This is a genomic window from Flavobacteriales bacterium, from assembly GCA_016712535.1.
In the GTDB taxonomy this organism is placed as follows: Bacteria; Bacteroidota; Bacteroidia; order Flavobacteriales_F; family PHOS-HE28; genus PHOS-HE28.
This window is the reverse complement of sequence record JADJQW010000002.1, coordinates 1,582,964-1,605,414: the sequence shown is the minus strand read 5'-3', so window position 1 is coordinate 1,605,414 and position 22,451 is coordinate 1,582,964. Positions and strand designations below refer to the sequence as shown.

Genomic DNA, 22,451 nt, shown 5'->3' with positions numbered 1-22,451 from the left:
CGCCCCAAGCGCCCAGCTTTTCCCCGTGACGGGAGTCACGGATGACCTGTCCAGGCGCGATCTCCCAGCGGAGCATTGAACGCCGGACACGATACCCCGGGGCAATCGAATCACCTCAACAGGTGTGATCAAGGTCAATGGCTTGATTGCACTGCAACATGCTGGCGCCGAGCCTTCGGCGCATACCTATGGAACGTACCACGTTCAACGAACTGGGGCTCATCGAGCCCATTCTCAAAGCCCTTCAAGAAGAAGGCTACACCCACCCCACCCCTATCCAGCAACAGGCCATCCCGCACCTGAATCAAGGACGCGATCTGCTCGGCTGCGCGCAAACGGGCACGGGGAAAACGGCGGCCTTCGCCATCCCGATCCTGCAGGAGCTCCACCAGAAGCCGGCAACTGGGCCCAAGAAGGCGATCCGCGTATTGATCCTCACCCCTACCCGCGAACTGGCCATCCAGATCGGGGAGAGCTTCAGCTCCTATGGCCGCCATCTGAACCTGAAGCACACCGTGATCTTCGGTGGCGTGGGCCAGAAGCCGCAGACCGATGCCCTGCACCGCGGGGTGGACATCGTGGTGGCCACGCCGGGCCGTTTGCTCGACCTCATGGGCCAGGGCTATGTGCACTTGAATGGGCTGGAGATCTTCGTGCTCGATGAGGCCGACCGCATGCTCGACATGGGCTTCATCCACGATGTGAAGAAGGTGATCGCCAAGCTGCCCGCGAAGCGGCAGACGCTCTTCTTCAGCGCGACCATGCCGCCAGAGATCGCCAAGCTGGCCAACAGCATCCTTACCAACCCAGTGAAGGTGGAAGTGGTCCCGCAGAGCACCACCGCCGAGACCATCGATCAGCAAGTGCTCTTCGTGGACCGCACGGACAAGAACAAGCTGCTGCTCCATCTGCTCGAAGGCGAAGCCATCCGCGAAGCGCTGATCTTCACCCGTACCAAGCACGGAGCCAACAAGGTGGCCAAGGTGCTCAACCAGGCCGGCATCGGTGCCGAGGCCATCCACGGGAACAAGAGCCAGAGCGCTCGGCAAAGTGCGCTGAAGAGCTTCAAGGAAGGCAAGCTACGCGCCTTGGTGGCCACGGATATCGCTGCTCGCGGCATCGACATCGACGGCCTCACGCACGTGATCAACTTCGACATCCCGAACATCCCCGAGACCTACGTGCATCGCATCGGCCGCACCGGCCGCGCCGGCGCAAGCGGCAAGGCCCTCTCCTTCTGCGATCATGAGGAGAAGGAGTACTTGCGCGACATCCAGCGACTGATCAAGCGCGAAGTGCCCGTGCTCGCCGACCACCCGTTCGTGATGACCGGCGGGCCGAAGAAGGCCGAGCCCGAAGTGCGCGAGCCGCGCCAGCCACGCGGACCCGGGCGCGGCGGCAACCAGCGATCGCGCTCCGGCGGCGACCGCAACGATGGGCGCCAGCAGCGCGCATCGGCCGGGCGCATCAGCGAACGCCGCGATGGACAGCGCAGCCCGTCGCCGAACGAAGGCCAGCACCGTGAGCAACGCCCCCAGCATGGGCGTTCCAACGAGTCACGCGGCAATCGCCCGCAGCACCCGCGCTCGAATGAGCCGCGCAACGACCGTCCGCAGCAAGCGCGCAATGGCGATCGCCGCAACGACCGTGGGCGGCAACGTCCCGATGGCAATCACGAAAGCCGCCCGCAACAGCCGCGCACCGACAACCGGCCGAGCGAGAACCGCCACAATGCCGGCAAACCCGACTACGCGAAGCTGACCAAGGAGATCTTCGATGAAGAGAGCACGAAGAAGGCACCTAAGAAGCCCGAGGAAAAAGGCTCCGGAATCCTGAAGTGGTTCCGCAAGGGCTGAGCGCATGCGTCGAGCAACAAGGGCCTTCCGGAAGGACGGCCCTTCTACGCCTGAGGCGTGACGTAACAGCAGGGACTCGTTGAATAGAACAGCTCACCCATCAGGCCCTGCCTGCACGCGGGCGTATTGCGCAGGCCCTGAGCGCTGCGCCCGGTCCATGAACGGCGGTTGCGGACCCACGAATCCACGGTCTCAACCATGAAAGAACGATCGCAGCCGCTCCGAAACGCGCTCCGCTCCTGCTCAGCGCACAAGGCGCACCGTGGCGCCATCGTCAGCGCGGAGCAGGTAGAGGCCCGGCGCAAGTCCGTCGAGCTCCAGCACCATGGCGCGGCCCAGCGTGCGCACCGTGCGGCCAGCGTCATCGAGCAGCACGCCGCTCACGGCGCGGCTGAACGCGTAGCCCGTACCGCTCGGGAGCAGGCGCGCGGTGAGCGTGACCGGTGATGGCCGTGGTGCCCCAATGCCGGTCACCGCATCGTTCATCCACAGCGTATAGCTGGTCTCGATGGGCCCGAGCGGCGAGGTGATCGTGGTGCTCACCACTTCGAGCACCGGCCACGGCTCGCCCGCCACGAACCACTGATAGGAGTCGATGTCCTGCGTGATGGTGGCGAAGAGCGACTCGTCGCTCTGCGCGGCGGTGATGTGGATGCGCAGCGCATCCTCCACGCTGCCCCATGGCATCTGCAAGGTACCGTAGGCATCTGCCTCGCCGTTGTAGGTGCCGGTGCGCGTCACGTCGAAGCCCGCCACGGAATAGGTGCCCGCGTAATCGTCTGTCCACGTATTGGTGTAAGTGAAGGGCCAGGCCAGCGCGCGGCGCGTATCGCTGAGCGCCACCACCGTGCCCTGCTCATCACTTCCGTGCACGTAGAGGCCGGTGGCATCCTGGTCGCTGAAGGAGACCACGTTCCATTCCTCGGCGATGCTGGCCACGGGGAACAGCGCGCCACTGGTGGTGGTGGCCGGATCCACCCACTGGATGAAGGTGCTGCTGTCCACGGCGAGCGCGGAGAAGTCCCAGACCTGATCGGGGCCGGTCAGGCCCGGCAGGGCGTATGGACTGTAATTCAGCGCATAGCTCTGGCCAATGGTGAAGCCGTTGGTGGCCTGCGTGAGCGTGGGCTGTGCCGACGTTGCGGCGGCGAGCGAAATGGCAATGGAGAGCGTAAGGAGGCGCATGCAGGGGATATTTCCGACCAAGGTAGCGGCGTGAACAGATGACGGGGCTGATGCGCATCAGCCATTGCGCATGCAGATCCTTGGCATGGCGAGCGCGGGCCGCATGCCTTTGCACGAGTTCCGATCAGCACCTCATTCCGGAAGGCGGGCGCGGCGGCCGGGCGTATCCGTTCAAGAAGAGATCATCCACGTGTTCGAGGAGATCATCCAAGTAGACGATCGGATCATTCACGTGTTAGAGGAGATCATCCTTACCGGCGATCGGATCATCCGAAGGAAGCCGATATCAACCTTGCGTATGATTGAATCATCATGTTGTGCAGGAACCAGCTGGCAGGGAACGGAGCGTCCAATGGGAAAGAACGGCGCCTTCAATGGTCTATCGGGGTCGTCGTGCCACAGGCTTAGCCTGCGCCTACCGGCCCACTCCACCCTCTCCTACCTTGCCCCCATGCGCCATTCCACTTTCTCCATCGCGCTCCTCGCCAGCGCCGCGCTCCCAGCGCAAGCCCCCATCAACGGACCCATGCTAGGCCATGTGGACATGCTGGCCGCCGCCCTGTGGATGCAATGCCAGGAACCATGCGCCGCGCGCATCGAATACTGGAAGGCGAGCAGTCCGGATAGCGTGATGCGCACGCCCGTGCAGGACAGCGAAGCGGCAAAGGCGCATTGCCTCGATTTCAACCTGGACGGCCTGGTTCCTGGCACCGACTACCGGTACCGGCCTATCGTGAACGGCAAGCCGGCCCTGGCCGAGCCCCTCGCATTCCGCACGCAAGCGCTGTGGAAGCACCGCACCGATCCGCCGGCCTTCAGCATGGCGCTAGGCAGCTGCACCTACATCAACGAGCCCGCCTACGACCGTCCCGGCACGCCCTACGGCGGAGGCTATGGCATCTTCGACGCCATCGCAGCGAAGCAACCGGACCTGATGCTCTGGCTCGGCGATAACATCTACCTGCGCGAGCCCGACTGGGGAAGCCGCAGCGGCTACCTGCACCGCTACACCCACACGCGATCAACGCCGGAGCTGCAGAAGCTCCTGCGAACCGGCACGCACTACGCCATCTGGGACGACCACGACTATGGACCGAACGATGCTGACGGCTCGTGGATCAACGGCGACCTTGCGCAGGAAAGCTTCAACCTCTTCTGGCCGAACCCCAGCTGCGGCGCACCAGGCGTAACGGGCGCGATCACCTCCTTCAGCTATGCCGACGCCGATTTCTTCCTGCTCGACGACCGCACGCACCGCACCCGCGCCGACCTGAAGACTTCGCCGACGGCCCTGCTCGGCGACGTCCAGCTCGATTGGCTCATCCGTGCGCTGAAGTACAGCGACGCCGCATTCAAGGTCGTGGCCGTGGGCAGCCAGGTGCTGAACAGCGCTGCCATCTACGAGACCTACGCCAACTTCCCCGCCGAGCGCGACCGGCTCTTGAAACGCATCGACGACGAGGGCATCCGCGGCGTGGTCTTCCTCACCGGCGACCGGCACTTCACGGAACTGAGCGCCGTGAGGCTCAAGGACGGCCGCACACTCTACGACCTCACCTGCTCACCGCTCACCAGCGGCGTGCACAAGCCTAAAGAGACCAATACCAACCGCATCGACGGCACTTTGGTGGAGCAGCGCAACTTCGCGACGCTCACCTTCGCGGGCAAGCGCAAAGAACGGGTGATGACGATACGCGTGTTCGATGCCAGCGGGCAGCAGCTCTGGGAGCGCGCAATCAATGAGGAGCGGAAGCCGTGAGCAAGGGAAGCTCCGATCAGCAGGCTTTGAAGCTCAGATGATCAAGCTTCAACCGGCGCGGATCAAACTCCAAGCGTCAGGATCTCCAGCGATGGCAGCTTGGCGCATCAAAGGATGGAAGACCTATTCACGGCTGACGGTTTTCGCCGCGCGGATCGTGAGCCACGTCCGGAATATGCCGATGTCGCGTGCTGGTCGCCATTGCGCTGGTCAATTCCTTCGCAGTTGCGGTTCCCTTGCGCTGCATTGCAGAGATTCACAGTCGGCCGAGTCCGAAAAGGGCTTCGTGCATGAATGCAAGATCGTGCTGAAGGAATTCAAGGGACCGCGCGAGCCTGCGCATCCAACGCCTTGCGGACCTGATGCCTGAGCTGGATGCGGATCTCCGATGGCTGGCGCAGGAATGCGCAGAGCACAACCGGATCCTCGCGAAGATCATCGCGAACACCTGCAGCAAAGGTCAATGACCAGCGCCCCCTTCTTTGCCTTTCTTGAGCCTGCATTCGGGAGCTAATGCCTGGAGCCTGACCTCTTGAAGTTTGTGCCTTTTGCAAGCTTGAGGCTTGCATTGAATGCCTGGGCCCTGAGGCTAGCACTCCTCGCGCATCGCCACGGCAAACGCCAAGAGAGCCTTCAGGAAAGCACGCGAAGCCCGGAAGAGCGCACGGCTGCGCAGAGAGAAGGAGAGCGCTCACCCGCGCCACGCATCGAGGATGCGGTTCATCGCCTTGGCATCGGCTTCCTTCAGTCCGCTGAGCAGGGATTCGAATCCGCCCTGGCTCTGCGCATCGACGCGCTTGAGCAAGTCGAGGCCCTTGGGCGTGATGCGCACATAAATGACCCGGCGGTCCTCTTCGCAGCGCTCGCGCATCACCAGTCCTTTCACGATGAGCTTGTCGGTGAGCCGCGTGGCATTGGGCGCGCGGTCGATCATGCGCTCCTTCACGCTCTGCGCCTTCATGCGCCCGCCTTCCGACTCCGAGGCGTGCGCGGGATCAAGGGCGCCGCGCAGGATGCGCAGGATGTTGTACTGCTGCGGGCTGATGCCATAGGGCTTGAGGCGCTGCACCTGGTGCGCGCGCAGCCAATTGGCCGTGAACAGCACGTTGAGCATGGCTTTCTGCTGCTCGCTGGTGAAACGGCTCTTCAGCTCTCGATCGATGCCCGGCATATTATTCGGCTTGCGCCAGCGAATGTAGGCGGGTAAACGACCTCGGGGGTACCATCGCTTGGCGCTGTGGTTCTGCATTGAGCCGTGCTGCTTCGCGCTACCCGCGGTGACTTGCCCACGAAAGCACACGGTGAACGGCGTGATGCTCACGCATCGATGGCAACCCGCTTCCCTCCGACGAACGCCATCCAGGCTCATCCGCGCCCATCCGTGGCTGAACTCCCTTCCCAGCGCATGGCAGACCTCTTCCATTCTCCTCATGTGGCGGAGAAGACGCCATTGCCATCGGGACCGTTCTAATTTGGCGCCCCCAAAGAGAACCGTCATGCGTTTCGCCGCCCTTTGCTCTATCGCCTTGCTCGCCGCATGCAGCGGCAGCACCGACGGTCCCGGGGCCGTTAGCACCGATGCGCAGAACACCGCGCCGGTGCCCAACGCCACCCCGCGCGATGCCTGGCAGAAGCCCGAAGCGGTGATCGGCATGATGGGCAACATCGCGCACCTCACCATCGCCGATCTCTTCGCCGACGATGGCTACTGGACCTTCAAGTTCATCGCCGCCGGCGCGAACGTCATCGCTGTGGTGAACGAAGCGGACAAGGCCGCTGCGCTTGAGGCGAAGAAGAAGGAGATGGGCCTCGGCGACGACCGCCTGCGCATCCGCGCGGTGCCGGTGGGCGATCCCGGCATCACCAACGAAGAGGCGGACATGGCCTTCATCGGTCACCGCTTCGTGGGCATCAAGGACAAGACCGATTTCCTGAAGCGCATGCGCGCCGGCATGAAGTACCCGCGCTACCTGGTGATGGTGGAATGGCAGAACCGCCAGACCGCGATGGGGCCGCCGCTGAGCGAGCGCCTTCCCTCCGACCGCATCATGGACCTGGTGGGCGAGCATAGCGAGTACAGCGATGTGGGCGCGCACTCCGACAAGGTCCCCGATCAGGTGGTCTTCCTCATCAACGACTACATGGACCCCGGCGGTGGCGGACAAGCCATCGATGCGGAGCAGATGACCGGCGAAGGTGCCGAGGGGGAGACCATGGAGGTCATTCAAGAGTAGGCGCGATCACGCCTGCGGCAGCTCACTGGCAGCTTTGGCGCGCTCAGCAGCGTAGCGGCGCTCGGCTTCGGTGATGGCCACGCCCTTGTAACGCATGAAGAGGTTGGCCCACATGGTCTTCGACACCGCGTAGAGCCATGGACCGAGGGCTACAAGGCCGAGAGCCACTGATCCGGCCTTCGCGGCGATCGACGCCGATGGCCAGAGCACAAGGGTGGCCACGAAGATGCTGGTGCCCGTGGCCACGGCGAGCGCATAAGCCACGTACATGCCGCCGTAATAGAAGCCGGGCTCGGGCGTGTACTTGCGCTGGCACACCGGACAAGCATCGAGCACATCGCCCACCTTGGAGAGGTGGTAGGGGTTGCTGTCCACGAAGAACTCGCCTTCGCGGCAATGCGGGCACTTGAACCGGAAGATGCTGTGCGCCACGCTGTGCTTCGCCATGCCGCGAAGATGGGCCTTCGGCACCATGCCGTGCGTGACCGCGCTCACCGAACGGGACAGAACCCTGCGCCTGTAGGCGCAATGAACCGGAACCATTGAAGCACGTCTGAAGCTGGTGACACTGATCTTCGGTATGGCGGACGTCATGGACCAGCTCACTTCGGCTTCTTCAGCTTATCGGCGAAAACCTTGCGGAACTTCTCCAGCTTGGGGCGGATCACCATCTGGCAATAGCCCTGCGAGCCGTTCAGCGCGTAATAATCCTGGTGGTAATTCTCGGCTTCGTAGAAGGTGCTGGCCTTCGTCACCTCGGTCACGATCGGCGCGGGGAAGGCACCGCTGGCATCGAGGCGCTTCTTCAGGTCCTCGGCCGTATCGCGTTGCGCATCGGTATGCCAGAAGATGGCCGAGCGGTACTGCGTGCCCACATCGGCGCCCTGGCGGTTGAGCGTGGTGGGATCGTGCGTCTGCCAGAACACCTCGAGGACCTCTGCCAGCGAGACCTGCGCAGGGTCGAAGACGAGCTGCGCCACTTCAGCATGTCCGGTATTTCCCGTGCAAACCTCCTTGTAGCTGGGGTTCTTCACATGGCCGCCCATGTAGCCGCTGGTCACGGAGAGCACGCCCTTCAGTTCAGTGAACACGGCTTCCACGCACCAGAAGCATCCGGCGCCGAGGGTGATGGTATCGGTGGTGGTGCCGGGAGCGGGTTGCATGTCGGTATGGATGGTGGATTCGGGGTTGGCGGAGCTGCAGGCGGAGAACAGGTGCAGGACGAGCAGCACCGGTGCGATGCGCGAGAGGCGATCGGGGAACGATTTCATGGGTTCAGGAGTTCACGCTTGTAGTCGCTTGGTGTTGCGCTGCCTGACTGGGGGGCCTTACGGCACTGGCCGAAAAGCAAGGCCCCAAATGATTCGGGGCCTTGAGCGGGAAACGGGATTCGAACCCGCGACCCTCAGCTTGGGAAGCTGATGCTCTACCAACTGAGCTACTCCCGCTTGTGGCGGCGAATGTAGCATGGAGCGGAACGGCAAGTTCACCAGCTGTTCGAAGTACAGGAGCACAGTTTGAACCGATGAGTCGAAAACACGCTCGTGCTTCTCAAAGAACCGCGTTTCCACCTTTTTCTTCGCCAAAAGAGTGGAGCCAAAAGGCGACCACGATCCAAGTCCAGGCGGCTCGGCTACCACACAGGCTCTACGCACCCCGGCTCGCGGGCCGGGGCAGGCTCGCACGCCGACCGCATGGCCCGCGCGGATCGTGGACACCCACCGCACTCACTTCCTGATCACGAAGTGCTGAGCCGAACTCTGTGGTGCTTGTTCATTTGCCCTCGAGGCAGGTCACTGGCCGATCAAATGCGGTCAAACCGGCCCTGAGGGCTTAACCTACATTTGATCGCGCCTTAACACGGTTGCCGATATCCCCGGGCACCTTTGCCGCCGAAAGAAAAACCCATGTCCGGAGCGATGAACCCCAAGGTGCTGCTGGTGGATGACGAGCCCGATATCATCGAGCTCCTCAAATACAACCTGGAGCGCGAGGGCTTCACGGTATCGTCAGCGCAGAACGGCCGCGATGCGATCAAGGTGGCCAAGGCCGAGCGCCCCGACCTGATCGTGCTGGATATCATGATGCCCGGCATGGACGGCGTGGAGGTGTGCAACCAGCTGCGGCAGATGCCCGAGTTCAAGCGCACGCTGATCACCTTCCTCACAGCGCGCGGCGAGGACTATACGCAGATCGCAGGCTTCGAGGCCGGCGCGGACGACTTCATCACGAAGCCTGTGCGCCCCAAGGTGTTCGTGAGCAAGGTGAAGGCGCTGCTGAAGCGCTCCGGCGCCGAACGTCCGGATGGACAGTTCCTCGAGACCAATGGCGTGCGGGTGGATCTGGAGAAGGTGCTGGTGAAGGTGGGCGAGCAGGAGATGCACCTCCCGAAGAAGGAATTCGAGCTGCTGGTGCTGCTCATGAGCAAGCCCGGCAAGGTCTTCAAGCGCGAGGATATCTACAATCAGGTATGGGGCAGCGAGCTCTTCGTGGGCGACCGCACCATCGACGTGCACATCCGCAAGCTGCGCGAGAAGATCGGCGACGATCGGATCCGCACCGTGAAAGGTATCGGGTACACCTTCGAGGCCTGAACGCCCCTTCGTCTATATTTGGCGCCCTTCCCGCTTCGGGGTGTAGCGCAGCCCGGTTAGCGCGCGTCGTTCGGGACGACGAGGCCGGAGGTTCGAATCCTCTCACCCCGACCGAAGCAAGCCCTGATGACGAAGTCATCGGGGCTTTTCTTCGAATAGGCGAGCCAAGCGCAGCTTGAGCGAGCATAGCAGAAGAGAAGCCTCGAGAGCGCAGCGAGCTTGGATTGCTCCGCCCCCCCCCTGGAGCAAAGCCCGACCGGAGGGAGGGCGGTCCCGGACCGTGCTTGCCCAGTGAACCTCTCGTGTTCCGCGCCCCCGGCCGAAACCGTGGTGACACATCGAACAGCCATTTGCCGCGTTCATCCTCCTGACCGCCGCCATTCCTCCTCTGATCACCGCCGTTCCTCTAATCCGATCGTTCGCACCCGTTTGAAAGGCATCCCTCGGGGTATTCGCCTCGTCTTCTACCCGGAACCATGTCACGCACCTACAAAATAGCGCTCATCCTCAAGAGCAAGAGCAGCTTGCCGGTGTACAAGGACCTGGCGAAGCTCAGCGACCGCGAACTGGACGAACAGGTGCAGGCGCTCATCAGCCGCATGCGCACCAATGAGAGCCGCGTGATCGCGCGCATGGTGCTGCGCCAGCCCACCTTCAGCCTCAATTGAGGCCACTGACGTTCGCGCTCATCGGCTCATTGGATGAGCACTGCACGAGCTTCCGTGAAGACAGGCCGATCTGGACCGGCATTGATGCGGTGGAAGTCCCCGCTCACGGCCACACCCCTTCTGCCCTCAGCACCTTCTTCGCGATCTCGATCCGGTCCTGGGCGAAGGTGGCGTGCGCGGTGTCGTTGGTGCTGATCCGATTGGCGAAGAAGTACGGCGCGCGTTCGGGGGCCTCTACCCAGCCCACGTACCAGCCGATGCTGCCGGCATCGCCCATGGCCCAGCCGGTCTTGGCGCGCATCACATGGCCCAGCGTGTCCTCGCGGAGCATGATGTCCTTGGTGATGGCAGAGGTGCGCGCGCTGAAGGGCAATTGCCCGTCGTGCAGCTTGCGGAGGAAGTCGATCTGCTGGCGCGGCGTGATGCGCAGCCCTCCCCTCACCCAGCATTGATCGAAGCCGCCGGTGGTGTCGGCGTTACCATAGCTCACGGTATCCAGCCATTGCTTGAATCCGGCAGGCCCGATGCGACGCACGGTCTCGCGGTAGTACCAGAACACGCTGGCGTCGTAGGCCTCGCGCAGTGTGAGGTTGCGGTTGGCGGCAGGGCGTCCGTAGTCGCGGCCATCCCACGCGATCACATGCTCCGCATCGGGAAGCGCGCCGGACTCAAGTCCGATGAGCGTTCCCAGGATCTTGAAGGTGCTCGCGGGCAGTGTGGCCGAGTCGCATAGCGCACTATCGATGAAGAGCCATCGACCGGCATGCGCGTCATAGCCTATGAAGGAGCCGTTGAGCAGCTGATCGCTGAACAGGTGAGCGAGATCGTCGCGCAGTTCGTGGGTCACTGGCGGCGCAGAGGCCGGTGGCTGGCCGGAGCACGCAGTGAGGAGCAGGATGATCGGAATCGGGAGACGCATGGCGCGAAGTTGGGTTCCAAGGGCCATGAGCGCTGCCGGCCATGGCCGAGGCTCCGTTCATGCCGGGGCAATCAAGATCGCTCGTCACTCCTTCACCATCCGGATCACTTCCCTTCTTTCCCTTTGTTCAAGCTCGACTGCGTAGATGCCGCGCTTCAGGCCGACCAGCTCCAAGCGCCTCGTTGCCGACTGCTGAAGCACCACCCTACCAAGCGCATCTCGAATCAGCACATCCACAGGCGCATCGCTTGGAGCATCCACAAGCAAGACATCGCTAACGGGGTTGGGTCGGATGCTGAACGAGGTTCCTGCTTGCTGGGCTGGCACGCTGGTGCTCAGGTCGCAGGCATTATTCAGCGCATCAAAGGCGATCTGCTCCGCCTGCGTGAGCCCTCCGAGCAGCAGGTTCGCTTCTTCCCACGGGTCATTGAGCAGGTCGTAGAAGCGCTGCTGCCCGTTATCGAAGTTGATGAGCTTCCACCGCGCATCGCGGATGGCGCTGCCGCTGCTGCCGGTGATGGACACATCGGTGTAGAGGCAGGACCGCACCGATTGCCCGCTCTGCGTGAGCAGGGGCACGAGGCTCCGGCTCTGCTCGTATGCAGGAAGCGCGACGCCGGTGAGTTCCACGATCGTGGCGAAGAGGTCAACGCTGCTCACCAGCGCATCTTCCCGCTCTCCTGCGCGCGTAACGCCGGGGCCGGCCATCACGAAGGGCACGCGCACGCCGCCTTCGTACAGGGTGCCTTTGGCGTGGTTCTGCAGGTATGGCGCTTGGATCACATCCACCTCAGTGCCGTTATCGCCGATGAAGAGGACCACGGTGTTCGCGAGTTCTGCAGGCGTGAGTGCAGCCAGCAGCCGACCGAGCTCATGGTCCACGCTCTCGAGCATGGCCAGGTAGTAGGGCAGCGGATTGGCGTTGATGCTGGCCTGATCGGCGGGCAAGGCGCCCTGGCTGTGCATGCTGAGCGGCGGCAAGTGATAAGGCGTGTGCGGCGCGTTGTACGCCACCCAGCAGAACCACGGAGCCGTCTGCTGGTTGATCCAATCGATGGCCATGTCCGTGATCTTGGTGGTGATGTACTCGGTGCAGGGCGATGTGCTTCCGTTGATGGTAAGCGGCCAGGTGCTGTAGTTGTTCACCGCGCCGCTGAGCAGGCCCGCATAGTGCGGTACGCCCATCACATTCGGATAAGCAGGATCAGGCGTTGAGCCACCCAAGTGCCACTTGCCGATGATGCACGAGGCGTATCCGCTGCCATTGTCGGTGAGGTAGCGGTGCAGCGTGATCTCGTCCGCTGGCAGCAGTGAGAGCTCGCCTGGATTAAGCACCCCGGTCTGGTAGCCGTAGCGGCCGGTGATGATGGTGCTGCGCGTGGGCGAGCACAGCGGGCTGGCCCAAACATTATCGAAGCTGAGCCCTTGCGCCATCAGCGCGCTGAGGTTGGGCATGGTGGCCTTCAGCGGACCGGGCAGATAGCCGGGCACGGGATCCAGGCCCACGTCGTCGGCGATCACGAGCAGGATATTGGGCTGCTGCGCCGTGGAAACGAGGTGGACGAACATCATAGCGACGAGCCCGAGCTTGATTCTCATGAGCCGAAGATGCATGCCAGGGCGTTTGGTTCAACGACGATGCGGAAGTTGCCAATAACAACCGGCTCCGTGCGCATCGCCGCCTGTGATGCCTGCCAATCAAAGGCCCGCGCACCCGCTTGCACATGGTGCGCATGCACCAGAACGGTGAAGGCCCCGGATCGCTCCGAGGCCTTCAAGGAGAGCGCTTCAAGCTCAGAACGCGTAGCCGATGCAGATACCGCCGCGCATGATCGCGAAGACCTTGTTCTCGAAATCGGCCCAGGCCTTGGTGTCGCTCGACCCGGCCTTTGGGTCCGTGAGGATGTCGCCCAGGATGAAGACCTGGATATCCTCGTCGTCCTGGTACTTCTCGATGTTCTGCTGGATCGTCTGGTAATCCTCCAGCTCCAGGTTCGGATCGTTGGTCTCCAGGTGCGCATTGCCCACGGCCATGCCATAGCCGAGGTTGAGGTCCATGTACACGCGCGGGCCGAGAGGGAACTGCGCGCCCAAGGCCAATCCACCGCCGAAGGCCGTGGCGCTGCCATCAGCGTTGGCGCGGATCTTCCCGCCATTCTTCTCATAATCGTAGGGCAGCAGGAAGTTGTAGTCGAAGTAGCGCAGGAAGGCTTCCACATAGAAGCCTTTGAAGGTCTCCTTCGGGTAGAACCGGAAATAGGGGTTCAGGAAGAGGCCCTTCGGCTCGATGTCACCGGTATAGGTCTGCTTCTCGCCATCGATGGTGCCGATGGCCTCGACCTTGATCACATTCGGCAATTTGTAGCCGGCCAGAAGGCCCACCGAGGTCTTGCCGCCGGTCTTCTGCTCGTAGTTCGCGTTGACCGACAGCAGCGCATAGCCGACGAGGTTGGTCTTCACGATGCGCTTCGGTGCGAAGAGGGTGCTGACCGCATCCTGCGCGTTCAGCGGAGCGCTGCCGAAGAGGAGCGCGGTGGCGATGAGGAACTGCTTCATGGTATTTGCGGTTGGACCTGAACAACTGCGAACAGGCCACCGAAAGTAGGCGGAAGCCTGGCATCGGAGCAAGGGCCTTTGTCTGATGAAGCGATTGGTTGCGCCGGACCGCCCATGCGGTGCAGGCTTGCAGGATCGGAATCTTTCAGCAGCTTTGGGCACCATGCGCATCGGCACCGCCGCACTATTCGCCGTCATGGCCTCCCTGTGCTCTGCCCAGTCCGATGGCCTAACAGCGTGGGCAGTGATCGAAGTCACCCCGGAGGAAGTGCTCGCCATGCTCCGGGGCACGGTCTTCCTCGCCGATGTGAACGAGGATTTCACGTATGCGGATGCGCACCTTCCCGGCGCCAAGCTTCTCGTGTACGATGCCATCAAAGCCGACCAGCTTCCGGCCGACAGGGCGCAGCCCATCGTGTTCTATTGCTGGAGCCCCGAATGCCCGGCTGCGCGCATGGCGGCGGAATCGGCCATTAGCCTAGGGTACACGAAGGTGCATTGCATGCCGGCCGGGATCACCGGCTGGCAGGATGCTGGATTGAGGACCGAACCATGAACCGAAGTCCAGTGCGCACTGGATCAACGTCGGTTTTCAAGCTCGCGTGGCTGGTCCCGCTCACCGTCAGCCTCAACAGTTGCTCATACATCGCATCCTTCTATGTATGCAACGCGTCCGGCGCGGACATCATCGTCTCCTACTCACGTCGCTATGAGCATGGATACAACAGGCTCTTCTCCGACTCCCCCACTTTGCATGCGTTCGACGCGAAGCGCAATTCCATCGGCGACGAAATGCCCATTGGCGCGATAGAGCGGGCCGGATTGACGCGCGTAACGGTGACCATTCCGGCCGGCGCCGCGCTACGCACCGGCAGGGAGGTGAATCCTTGGATGTGCGTTCCCGAATGCTTCGCCGACCTCGACCGGCTGTTGATCATTCTAAGCGGAGATACCACAGTCCTCCCTAGCACAACGCTCCACTCCTTCCTTATCGAGTTGGATGGGCAAGATCGCGGTATCGTGATCCGCTGACAATACGGACGCCGATGGCGATCAACCATCGGCGTCCGAGCAATTGGTTATCGGGATCAATCCACCTGTACGATGCGTCGGCCTTGTTGCTGATAAAGTCCCGGGGCGCGCTCATTGCCCACCGGGCGGCCCATCACATCGTAAAGCGGACCGCGCACGGAAGGAGCACGTTGGTGCACCTCGGCGATGCCGGTCTGAGCGTTCTGCAAGGGACTTGCGGAGAGGATGAGCTCATCAATCGCCCAGCCGCCGCTGCCGCCCTCATAAGGCTGGAATCGGATCTGCAGGGTGCCGAAGGGATTGCCCTCCGGGATCACCACATCGCCGAGGCCGGTCAAGGTCACATCGGTCCATGCGGTGGGCACTTGGGCATCGGCTACCTCTTGCAAGGGCTGGGCAACGTCGCCGGTGTAGAGCACCTTGACGCGCTGCGGCCCGTCCTGATAGATGGCGTGACGGAAACGTATGCTGTCGATGCGCACCGGGGCCGTGGCAATCACGTTGAAGACCACGCTATGGTCGGGTCCGGGCTGCACCGGCCAGCCTGCCGTGAAGATGGCATTATCCGCAACCGTCACCGGCAACGGGCAGGTCTGCACGCCGATCCAAGCCGCATTGGTTCCGATGAGCGCACCGCCCAAGGCATCGGGGATGTTGCATGCGCTGCAGCCGGCGTCGCAGTTCAGGATCTCGCTGCACGGGAAATTCAGCCAGCGGTACTCGATTCGGTACTGCTGCCCGTATGCCTGTGAGGACAACGCGAGAAGGGCAGCAAGGAAGAGTCGGTTCAGAGCCATGATGGAGCGTTTTCGCACACCGGTACCCGGCGGTCGGGGCGCTCCTACGGCATCAATCGGCCGAAGGTTCATGCCCGGCGGGCTTCCGCCCTTACTCGTCGCCGGCCGCGGGGTCGAAGAGGCACTGGTACAGGTGGCGCTCGAGCAGGTGGCCCATGGTGGGCAGGCCCTTGTATGCCGCATCACGGTGGTGCGCGGCCAATTCATCGGCGAGCTGCCGGACATTCTCCTCCGGTGCGATCGCATCCGCCTTCATGGCGGCGATCAAGGCGTTCAACCGGCCTTCTGCCAACCGAGCCCGTTTACGCATGAGCGCGCGTTCCTCATTCCGGTACTGCGCGGCGGTGGCAGCGCCGATGGCTTGCTGCGCGAGCTGCACATAGGGCAGGTTCTCCTTGTAGAACTGGGGCAGGTAGCCGCGCAAGCGGCCGTCGTGGCTCTGCTGGTCGAGGTCGATGGCGCGGAAGCGGTACTGCACCTGGTCCACGTCGTGGATGGCATCCACCACGAAGTTGTAGGCGCGCATATCGCCCAGCAGCCGCACGAAGCAGCGCTCGTTGAACTTCACGAACTCCTTGCACAGGCGCACGCTGTTCAGCTTGCCGCCATAGCGCGCGGGATCGGCGATGAAGGCATCGCCCGGCACGCCGATGATGTGCTCCTCAACCAGTGTGGCCCCCTCCACCAGATAGCTGATGCGATATGGCGAGAGCAGGTGCTCGAGCTCCAGTCCGTACACGCGATTGGCATCGGTGCGCTTCACGTAGAAGTAGTCGTGGTTGTCATTGATCTGGTTGATCACCTTCACCCGGAAGGGCTGCGAATTGCCATACGGGCAGAGGTCCACCCCGCCGATCCGCAAATGCTCGATGCGCCGCCCGTCGGCGACGAGCCGCTGGTAGGTCTCCACCAGGCTCTGATCCAGTTCGTCCCGGTCGGCCGGACGATAGAGCACGGTCTGCCACAAGGTGTCCTCGCCATCGGGACCGCGCCTGGGCAGCACGCCATCATGGCGCATCAGGTCGCCATAGGCGATCGGCAATCCACCCGCCCGTCCACCATGCTCCAAGTAGGCTCGCAATCCAGCGCTGACGGGATAGAGGAGCTTCTTCAGCCCTGCGCCAACGAAAGGCTCCTCAGCGGGCAACATGGAAGCTGCGCGCGCCGAGCACTTCGCCCTCAAGCATGGCCGCCTGCAGCGTATAAGCGCCAGGGGGCAGGGCGCTCGTATCGATCCGCAGCTCTGCCGCTGTTCGGCGCACGGCATGCATCACGAGCTTGCCTTGCGCATCGAGCACCTTCAGCTGCAACGCACCGTGCGCCGGCTCGCTGAGCCGCACCGTGATGGCCTCATCCGCAGGCACCGGGAAGACCGCGAATGCCGGATCGCTCGCGTGCTCTTGCACACCGATGAAACCGCTGGCCTTCGCGAAGGCATACTGGCCCTTGTAAAGCGTGTTCACATCGATCCAGCCGGTGCCGTTGGTGGTGCTGCCTGCTGTGAGCACTTGGTCGGGATGGATCTGCCATGGCACGTCGGCGTTGGGCCGCCACACCATCACCATGCCCGTCTCGTCGCCATTGATCAGCGCTTGATCGAACTGGCCCGGCGTTGATCCCAGGTACATGAAGCGCGCGCGCAGCACTGTTCCTTCGGGCCAAAGGCCATCGACGTTCCAGTAGTGCGTGCCGCTCACTTGGGCGATGCTCCAGCCGAGGTCCTCATCGGCTCCGCTCCAGATGTGATCCACCCGGACGAGCGTCGTGTCGGTGAGCGCGGTGGCGTACAGCCGGAACTCCACCCGCGGCAAGGCGCTGGAGAAAGCCACGCCCGGCACCACGCTGATCTCGTGGTCCATGCGCGCCTGATTCAAGCGCTGGTAGCGGTTGAGCACGGCCATCACCGGCTCGAAGGGGCAGCTGACCGAGACTTCCGTGAGCAGTCCGCTCGCGGTGATGGGCGATTCGTGGGTCTGCCCATCGGCGCCGATCAGGGTGAGGTCGAGCGGGGTCTCGCCATGCAGCCCCGTGGTTCCATAGAGCTTCTGACCGATGCGCAGATCGACCAACCAGTTCATGTCGCCTTCCTGCGCGGTGAACGACCTCACCTCGAAGACCGAATAGCCGGGGCTGAAGACCCAATCGTCGAAGAAGGGATGCAGGTCGCGGCCGGTGATCAGCTCCATGGTATCGCGCCACATCTCGGGCGTGATCACGGTATCGGCCAGGCGCATCTGCGATTCGCGCATGGCCTCGCGGAAGAGCGTGTCACCGAGGTAGCCGCGCAGGTTGTGCATCACTGCAGCGCCCTTGTAGTAGGTATGCGTGCCGTAGATGTGCTCATCGGGCATGGGCGAAAGCGCTTGGAAGCCGTCATCATCGCCGTGCGCAGTGGTGAGGATGTCGAGCAGGTTATCCTTCACCTTGTTCACCATGGCCTCACGTCCGTTGAGCCATTCCTCGAAGAGATGGCCGCTGTACTCAGCCGGACCTTCCTTCAGCCACATATGGTTGTGCACGCGCGGTGTCACCTTATCGCCCCACCAATGGTGTCCCAGCTCATGGGCATAGAGGTCTCGGTTCTGTCCCACGGGCTGCCCCGGCATGAAGTCCGGGTAAGCGATGTTGGTGACGATCTCCAAGGCGCCATCGGTGGTGAGCACATAGCCGATCCGGCCATACGGGTACGGTCCGTACCAATGCTCGAGCGCATCGATGCACCCGCCCAGGTCGCCGAACTTGCCCACCATGGCGCTGAGCTGCGTGGGCTTGGCACGGAGCGACACTGGGATGTCGCCGTACGCGCCGGAGTGCGTGTAGTTGTTCTCGGCGTAATTGGCAACGGCGATGGCGCTCACGTGCGTGGGGATCGCATGCGGCAGTTCGTAGCTGCGGATCACGGTATCGCCGCCGAGCTGCACCTCACCGATGAAATCGCCTTGTCCCAGCAGCCAGCGCCCACCCGCGCTCTTCACATGGAAGGTGTACGCCGCGCGCTCCATGAAGCTGTCGAAGCAGGGGTACCACACCTTGCCGAAGTTGGGCGGCACCGTGGTGAGGCCGATGCCCAGGTTGTAGATGTAGTTGCTGGCGAAGTAGAAGCCGCCCCAGCTAGGGTCGCCGATGGGCTGCCCGTGGTAATGCACGGTGAGCTGCTGCTCCTCGCCCACCGTTGGCTCATCCTCAAGCTGCACATCCAGGAATTGGCCGTCGTGCGTGAAGGCGAGCGGGCCATTGGCGCCGATCACGGAGTCCACCGTGAGCGCCACAAGGTCGAAGCGGATGCCTGTTTGGCCCGGCATGCGCGCGGCATAGGTGACGGTGGTGGAGGCCGTGATCGCCTGCCCGGTGTAATCGGTGACATCGAGGCTGATGTCGTAGTGCAGGATGTCGAAGGTGTCGCTGCGCGCGATCGTCTCATCGATCAGGTCGCGCTCATCGGGCGTGAGCGCCTGCGGACGAGGCGGAGCGGCTCCATCGCGCAGCACCAGGCAGCCGTGGATGCGGGGCTGGGCCAGGGCGGTGGCGCAGGAAAGGAAGAGCGTGGAACAGGCGAGCGTGAGTCTTGCTGTCATGGCACTTGATTCGCGCCCGAATCTACGCCGTACCGGCGGGCGCTCATCCCTGCGGCCGCTTGCGGAGCCAGCGCCGCATGAGGACGAAAGCGATCGCCGCGAGCAGGATCACGCTCCAATTGCCGGCCACCAGCAGGAAGAAGCGCAGCAGCATCCGCCAGCCGTTCGCCACGGCCTTGCCCAGCTTGGTGAGGAAGCCCGGCTCGTACCGTTCCACGCCGTGCTCTTTGGCGAGCAGCTCCTGACGCACGCTCTGCCGTTGGTAGATCTCGAGCGTGATCGTACTGTAGTCGATCCGGTCCTGCAGGCTCATGCTGCTCAGCAGAGCGCGGTCGGCCTGCTCCTGCCGGTTCAGCAGTTGCTCTTCCGTGGCGCTGGTCTCCTTCAGCCGCTTGCCCTGCTCATCGATGGCCTTCTCCACCCTGCCGTTGTAGCGTGCGATGCGGCGCTGCTCCAATAGGTTCGCGAGCATCAGCGGGCGCACATCCTCCGCCTTCACGGTGCGGTGATCCAGGAAATCAACGAAGCGCGCAAGCATCTTCAGGGTGGTGTCGAGGCGTCCCACAGGAACGCGCAGCACCGAGTTGCTCACCACGGTGAAGCGTGTGGTCTCCAACAGGCTGTCCTCGCTAACAGGCATGGTGTAGCGCTGATCGACGCGCGTGGTGAGGTGCGCATGCTCCACATGGCCGCCTTGCGCAGCAATGATGTCCTCGATCGAATACGTGGCCTGCACCACATCCTTCACCCTGAACTTGAGATCGGCGGTGCGGATGAAGCGGCGCGTGGTGTCGCCATTGGTTCGCGCGGCGCTCGACGACATGTAGCGCGGGGTAGAATCCGCGGCAGCGGCAACGGACATGTCCGCAAATCCGTTGCTGACGAAACTGAGGGAACGTGAACTGGCCTCCCCTGCAGCCTTCTCTTCTTCGAGCGCGCTTTCATGCTCCGGTACGCTAGCTGATTCGGAATCCGGGGCGCGCTGGCATGCGGGAAAGAAGACGATCAGCGCGATCAATGCGAGAATGGCGGTGGGAAGCTTCATGGGTCCGGGGTGATTGGTTCGCTAACGCATGGATGCGCCTTGCATTGCTGCGATACACCTTCAACGGTCAATCGTTCGATTCCCGCTTCACCGCTACCATCACTGAGAGCCCATGGTGATCGCTCAATTCCTCAGGCAGCCGTTGGAAGTCCCACGACTCAATGGCCTCATCGTGCAGGATGTGATCGATGCGGAGCTTGGGCAATCTGCCGATGTAGGTGCCGCCCAGGCCGCTGCCGCTCTCCACGAAGGCATCGCGCTTATCACCGCGAAGCAGCTGGTAGGCATAGCTCATGGGCACATCGTTGATGTCGCCGCAGAAGACCACCGGATGCGGGCTGGCGCGCATGGCGCTGTCGATCCGGGCCGCTTCGGATGCGCGCCGAACCAATCCGCTCCGCAGCAGCCCAGCGATGCGTCCGCCGTGCTGCTTCAGGAGCTCCGTGCTCGGATCATGCCCGAGCGAATCGAGGAAATCGTAATCGGCGTCGCCGAAGTGCAAGCTGGCCAGGTGCGCATTGAAGACCCGAATGGTGTCGGTCCCCAGCTTGATGTCGCTCCAGATGCAGATGTTGTTCGTCTTCCGGCCGAAGTGCACGCGGCCTCGCCTCGTGATCGGATGCTTGCTGAAGGTGGCGATGCCGTAGTGCTGGTCGTAACGGGCAGTGTGCGTCCAGGCCATGTGCTCCGAACGGCAGCCGAGTTCATGCATGATCGCATCCCGTGTGCGGAAGTAGCGCTTGTCGGTGCTGTGGAAGAACTCCTGCAGGCAGAGGATGCCGGCGTCCTCACGGGCCAGCGCATCGAAGATGGCATCGCGCGTGCGCTCGTTGTCGTCCCAGTTGTAAAGGTCGAAGAGGCGCACGTTCCAACTGAGCAGCTTCACCGGCTCGCCGAGTTCCTCAGTTGGCGGCGCAGCGCTCCCGGCGAGTTGCATGTGGTCCGCGAGATGCCCGTAGCCGATCAGCAGCGCCAAGCCGGAGAGCAGCATGCGCTTACGGCGGAAGAGCAGCCAGTACACCAGGAAGCCCGCATGCGCCAGGAGCTGGAACGGATAAGCGAAGGCCAGCAAGGCCAAGGGCCAGAACGCATGCGGACTGACATGCGGCGCTAAGTAGGTGAGCAGCAGCAGCCCGACCGCGATGCCGTTCGCCCACCACAAAGGCAGGTGCCAACGCGAGGGGCGCTTGGCAGGCTTCGGTTCGTGCTCGGCGGGTTTCATTTATCGTTGTCGACCCTTCGGATCGACGCGGCACCGGAATCACCTTCAAGAATCAACCTTTCATTCTGAGCGAAGCGAAAGAACAACCTTCAGCCAATTCACTTCCCGGCCTTGAAGAGAACATCCTTCTCCTCCTTGCTCAGGCTGTCGTAGCCGCTGCGGCTGATCTTGTCGAGGATGGCATCGATGCGCGCCTGGTGGTCGCGCTTCGCCGCGTTGAAATCAGCATCGCTACGGCGCTTGCCGGAGAAGGGCTTCTCCACGCGCATGCGCGCGCCGCTCTTCCGCTTGAACCGGCCGAAGAAGCGCTCAAGCCCGTTCACGAAGGCCAATGACCAATCCATCGCACCGCTCCTGCGCTTCAGGGCCATGGATGACGCGTAGCCATAGAGCGCGCCTCCGATGTGCGCGAGGTGGCCGCCGCTGTTGGCGCTCTCCTGCACGCTCACGAGGTCGATGAGGAAGAGCACCAGCGCGATCCACTTCAGCCGGACCGTGCCGAAGAGCAGCAGCCGCACCTCATAGTCGGGCCGGTAAGCCGCGATGCCCACGAGCACCGCCATCACGGACGCCGAGGCGCCGTGGATGCTGCTGCCCGCCACCTGGTCCGCGTACACCGGCAGCACGTTGTAGCCGATCAGGTAGAGCGCCAGGCCGCTGAAGCCGCCGAGCAGGTAATTGCCCAGCACGCGCTTGCTGCCGAGCAGGTCCTCGAAGATCCGCCCCATGAACCAGAGCAGCAGCAGGTTGAAGAAGATGTGCCCGAATCCCCAGTGCGTGAACATGTAGGTGACCATCGTCCACGGGCGGAGCATCAAGGCACTGAGGTCGCTCCTGCTCCAGAGCCAGCCCAGGATATCCGGGCCCGGCTGGCGCATGGCCCAGAACGGCAGGTTGATCAGGTGCAGCGCGACGAAAACGGACGCATTCACCAGCACGAGGCGGATCACCATCCCGCCGCTCCGCCACTGCCGCTTCAATTCCTCGAACATGCCGCAAAGTTGGTGCG

General features: G+C 63.0%; 21 protein-coding genes and 2 tRNA genes. 9 read left to right on the top strand and 14 right to left on the bottom strand.

The window, feature by feature from the left end; genetic code table 11:
- The first annotated feature begins 188 nt into the window (after nt 1-188).
- A complete protein-coding gene (locus tag IPK70_06540) occupies nt 189-1,856 on the top strand; it encodes a DEAD/DEAH box helicase (protein MBK8226817.1) in 1,668 nt (555 codons plus the stop codon).
- Between the two features lie 243 nt (nt 1,857-2,099).
- Here IPK70_06540 and IPK70_06535 read toward each other — a convergent pair whose 3' ends face one another.
- Nucleotides 2,100-3,041: a hypothetical protein gene (locus tag IPK70_06535; GenBank protein MBK8226816.1), complete on the bottom strand. Its 942-nt coding sequence runs from the start codon at nt 3,039-3,041 to the stop codon at nt 2,100-2,102.
- Nucleotides 3,042-3,492: 451 nt separating this feature from the next.
- On the opposite strand from IPK70_06535, the gene IPK70_06530 reads away from it, so the two are divergent.
- Together IPK70_06530 and IPK70_06525 are read left to right on the top strand one after the other, a co-directional pair.
- Complete coding sequence (locus IPK70_06530; GenBank protein ID MBK8226815.1) at nt 3,493-4,800, top strand: alkaline phosphatase family protein; 1,308 nt, start codon at nt 3,493-3,495, stop codon at nt 4,798-4,800.
- A 37-nt stretch (nt 4,801-4,837) separates the two neighbouring features.
- The gene (locus IPK70_06525; GenBank protein ID MBK8226814.1) at nt 4,838-5,170 is read left to right on the top strand and encodes a four helix bundle protein; all 333 of its coding nucleotides are present in this window, start codon (nt 4,838-4,840) and stop codon (nt 5,168-5,170) included.
- A 321-nt stretch (nt 5,171-5,491) separates the two neighbouring features.
- Here the strand turns inward: IPK70_06525 and IPK70_06520 are convergent, their stop codons facing one another.
- A complete protein-coding gene (locus tag IPK70_06520; protein MBK8226813.1) occupies nt 5,492-5,971 on the bottom strand; it encodes a winged helix DNA-binding protein in 480 nt (159 codons plus the stop codon).
- A 325-nt stretch (nt 5,972-6,296) separates the two neighbouring features.
- Between IPK70_06520 and IPK70_06515 the strand changes: the two genes are divergently transcribed.
- On the top strand, nt 6,297-7,034 hold the full coding sequence (locus IPK70_06515; GenBank protein ID MBK8226812.1) for a hypothetical protein: 738 nt from the start codon (nt 6,297-6,299) through the stop codon (nt 7,032-7,034).
- A gap of 6 nt (nt 7,035-7,040) precedes the next feature.
- Here IPK70_06515 and IPK70_06510 read toward each other — a convergent pair whose 3' ends face one another.
- The 3 genes from IPK70_06510 to IPK70_06500 form a co-directional block, all read right to left on the bottom strand.
- Nucleotides 7,041-7,481, bottom strand: coding sequence for a DUF983 domain-containing protein (locus IPK70_06510; GenBank protein ID MBK8226811.1), 441 nt, complete (start codon nt 7,479-7,481; stop codon nt 7,041-7,043).
- A gap of 155 nt (nt 7,482-7,636) precedes the next feature.
- On the bottom strand, nt 7,637-8,305 hold the full coding sequence (gene msrA / locus IPK70_06505) for a peptide-methionine (S)-S-oxide reductase MsrA (GenBank protein MBK8226810.1): 669 nt from the start codon (nt 8,303-8,305) through the stop codon (nt 7,637-7,639).
- Between the two features lie 104 nt (nt 8,306-8,409).
- Nucleotides 8,410-8,482 (bottom strand) — tRNA-Gly (locus IPK70_06500).
- A gap of 459 nt (nt 8,483-8,941) precedes the next feature.
- Here IPK70_06500 and IPK70_06495 point away from each other — a divergent pair.
- From IPK70_06495 to IPK70_06485, 3 genes are all read left to right on the top strand, one after another.
- The gene (locus IPK70_06495; protein MBK8226809.1) at nt 8,942-9,628 is read left to right on the top strand and encodes a response regulator transcription factor; all 687 of its coding nucleotides are present in this window, start codon (nt 8,942-8,944) and stop codon (nt 9,626-9,628) included.
- Between the two features lie 36 nt (nt 9,629-9,664).
- A tRNA-Pro gene (locus IPK70_06490) sits at nt 9,665-9,739 on the top strand.
- Between the two features lie 365 nt (nt 9,740-10,104).
- A complete protein-coding gene (locus tag IPK70_06485) occupies nt 10,105-10,296 on the top strand; it encodes a hypothetical protein (GenBank protein ID MBK8226808.1) in 192 nt (63 codons plus the stop codon).
- A gap of 103 nt (nt 10,297-10,399) precedes the next feature.
- On the opposite strand, the gene IPK70_06480 is transcribed toward IPK70_06485, so the two are convergent.
- From IPK70_06480 to IPK70_06470, 3 genes are all read right to left on the bottom strand, one after another.
- Nucleotides 10,400-11,215 (bottom strand): class D beta-lactamase, encoded by an 816-nt coding sequence (locus tag IPK70_06480; protein MBK8226807.1) that lies wholly within the window; start codon nt 11,213-11,215, stop codon nt 10,400-10,402.
- Between the two features lie 84 nt (nt 11,216-11,299).
- Nucleotides 11,300-12,814 carry a sulfatase-like hydrolase/transferase gene (locus IPK70_06475; GenBank protein ID MBK8226806.1) on the bottom strand — a complete coding sequence of 505 codons (1,515 nt, stop codon included), beginning with the start codon at nt 12,812-12,814 and terminating at the stop codon, nt 11,300-11,302.
- A 195-nt stretch (nt 12,815-13,009) separates the two neighbouring features.
- Nucleotides 13,010-13,771, bottom strand: coding sequence for a DUF3575 domain-containing protein (locus IPK70_06470; GenBank protein MBK8226805.1), 762 nt, complete (start codon nt 13,769-13,771; stop codon nt 13,010-13,012).
- A gap of 163 nt (nt 13,772-13,934) precedes the next feature.
- On the opposite strand from IPK70_06470, the gene IPK70_06465 reads away from it, so the two are divergent.
- Nucleotides 13,935-14,327 carry a rhodanese-like domain-containing protein gene (locus tag IPK70_06465; GenBank protein ID MBK8226804.1) on the top strand — a complete coding sequence of 131 codons (393 nt, stop codon included), beginning with the start codon at nt 13,935-13,937 and terminating at the stop codon, nt 14,325-14,327.
- 11 nt (nt 14,328-14,338) lie between these two features.
- Nucleotides 14,339-14,803 (top strand): hypothetical protein, encoded by a 465-nt coding sequence (locus tag IPK70_06460; GenBank protein MBK8226803.1) that lies wholly within the window; start codon nt 14,339-14,341, stop codon nt 14,801-14,803.
- Nucleotides 14,804-14,859: 56 nt separating this feature from the next.
- On the opposite strand, the gene IPK70_06455 is transcribed toward IPK70_06460, so the two are convergent.
- The 6 genes from IPK70_06455 to IPK70_06430 form a co-directional block, all read right to left on the bottom strand.
- Nucleotides 14,860-15,600 carry a hypothetical protein gene (locus tag IPK70_06455; GenBank protein MBK8226802.1) on the bottom strand — a complete coding sequence of 247 codons (741 nt, stop codon included), beginning with the start codon at nt 15,598-15,600 and terminating at the stop codon, nt 14,860-14,862.
- Between the two features lie 91 nt (nt 15,601-15,691).
- Nucleotides 15,692-16,750 carry a hypothetical protein gene (locus tag IPK70_06450; protein ID MBK8226801.1) on the bottom strand — a complete coding sequence of 353 codons (1,059 nt, stop codon included), beginning with the start codon at nt 16,748-16,750 and terminating at the stop codon, nt 15,692-15,694.
- A complete protein-coding gene (locus tag IPK70_06445) occupies nt 16,737-19,175 on the bottom strand; it encodes a hypothetical protein (GenBank protein MBK8226800.1) in 2,439 nt (812 codons plus the stop codon). Before IPK70_06445 ends, IPK70_06450 begins: the two co-directional genes overlap by 14 nt.
- A gap of 43 nt (nt 19,176-19,218) precedes the next feature.
- Nucleotides 19,219-20,220 (bottom strand): DUF4349 domain-containing protein, encoded by a 1,002-nt coding sequence (locus IPK70_06440; GenBank protein MBK8226799.1) that lies wholly within the window; start codon nt 20,218-20,220, stop codon nt 19,219-19,221.
- 67 nt (nt 20,221-20,287) lie between these two features.
- On the bottom strand, nt 20,288-21,442 hold the full coding sequence (locus IPK70_06435) for an endonuclease/exonuclease/phosphatase family protein (protein MBK8226798.1): 1,155 nt from the start codon (nt 21,440-21,442) through the stop codon (nt 20,288-20,290).
- Nucleotides 21,443-21,540: 98 nt separating this feature from the next.
- Nucleotides 21,541-22,434 (bottom strand): rhomboid family intramembrane serine protease, encoded by an 894-nt coding sequence (locus tag IPK70_06430; GenBank protein MBK8226797.1) that lies wholly within the window; start codon nt 22,432-22,434, stop codon nt 21,541-21,543.
- Between the last annotated feature and the right edge of the window lie 17 nt (nt 22,435-22,451).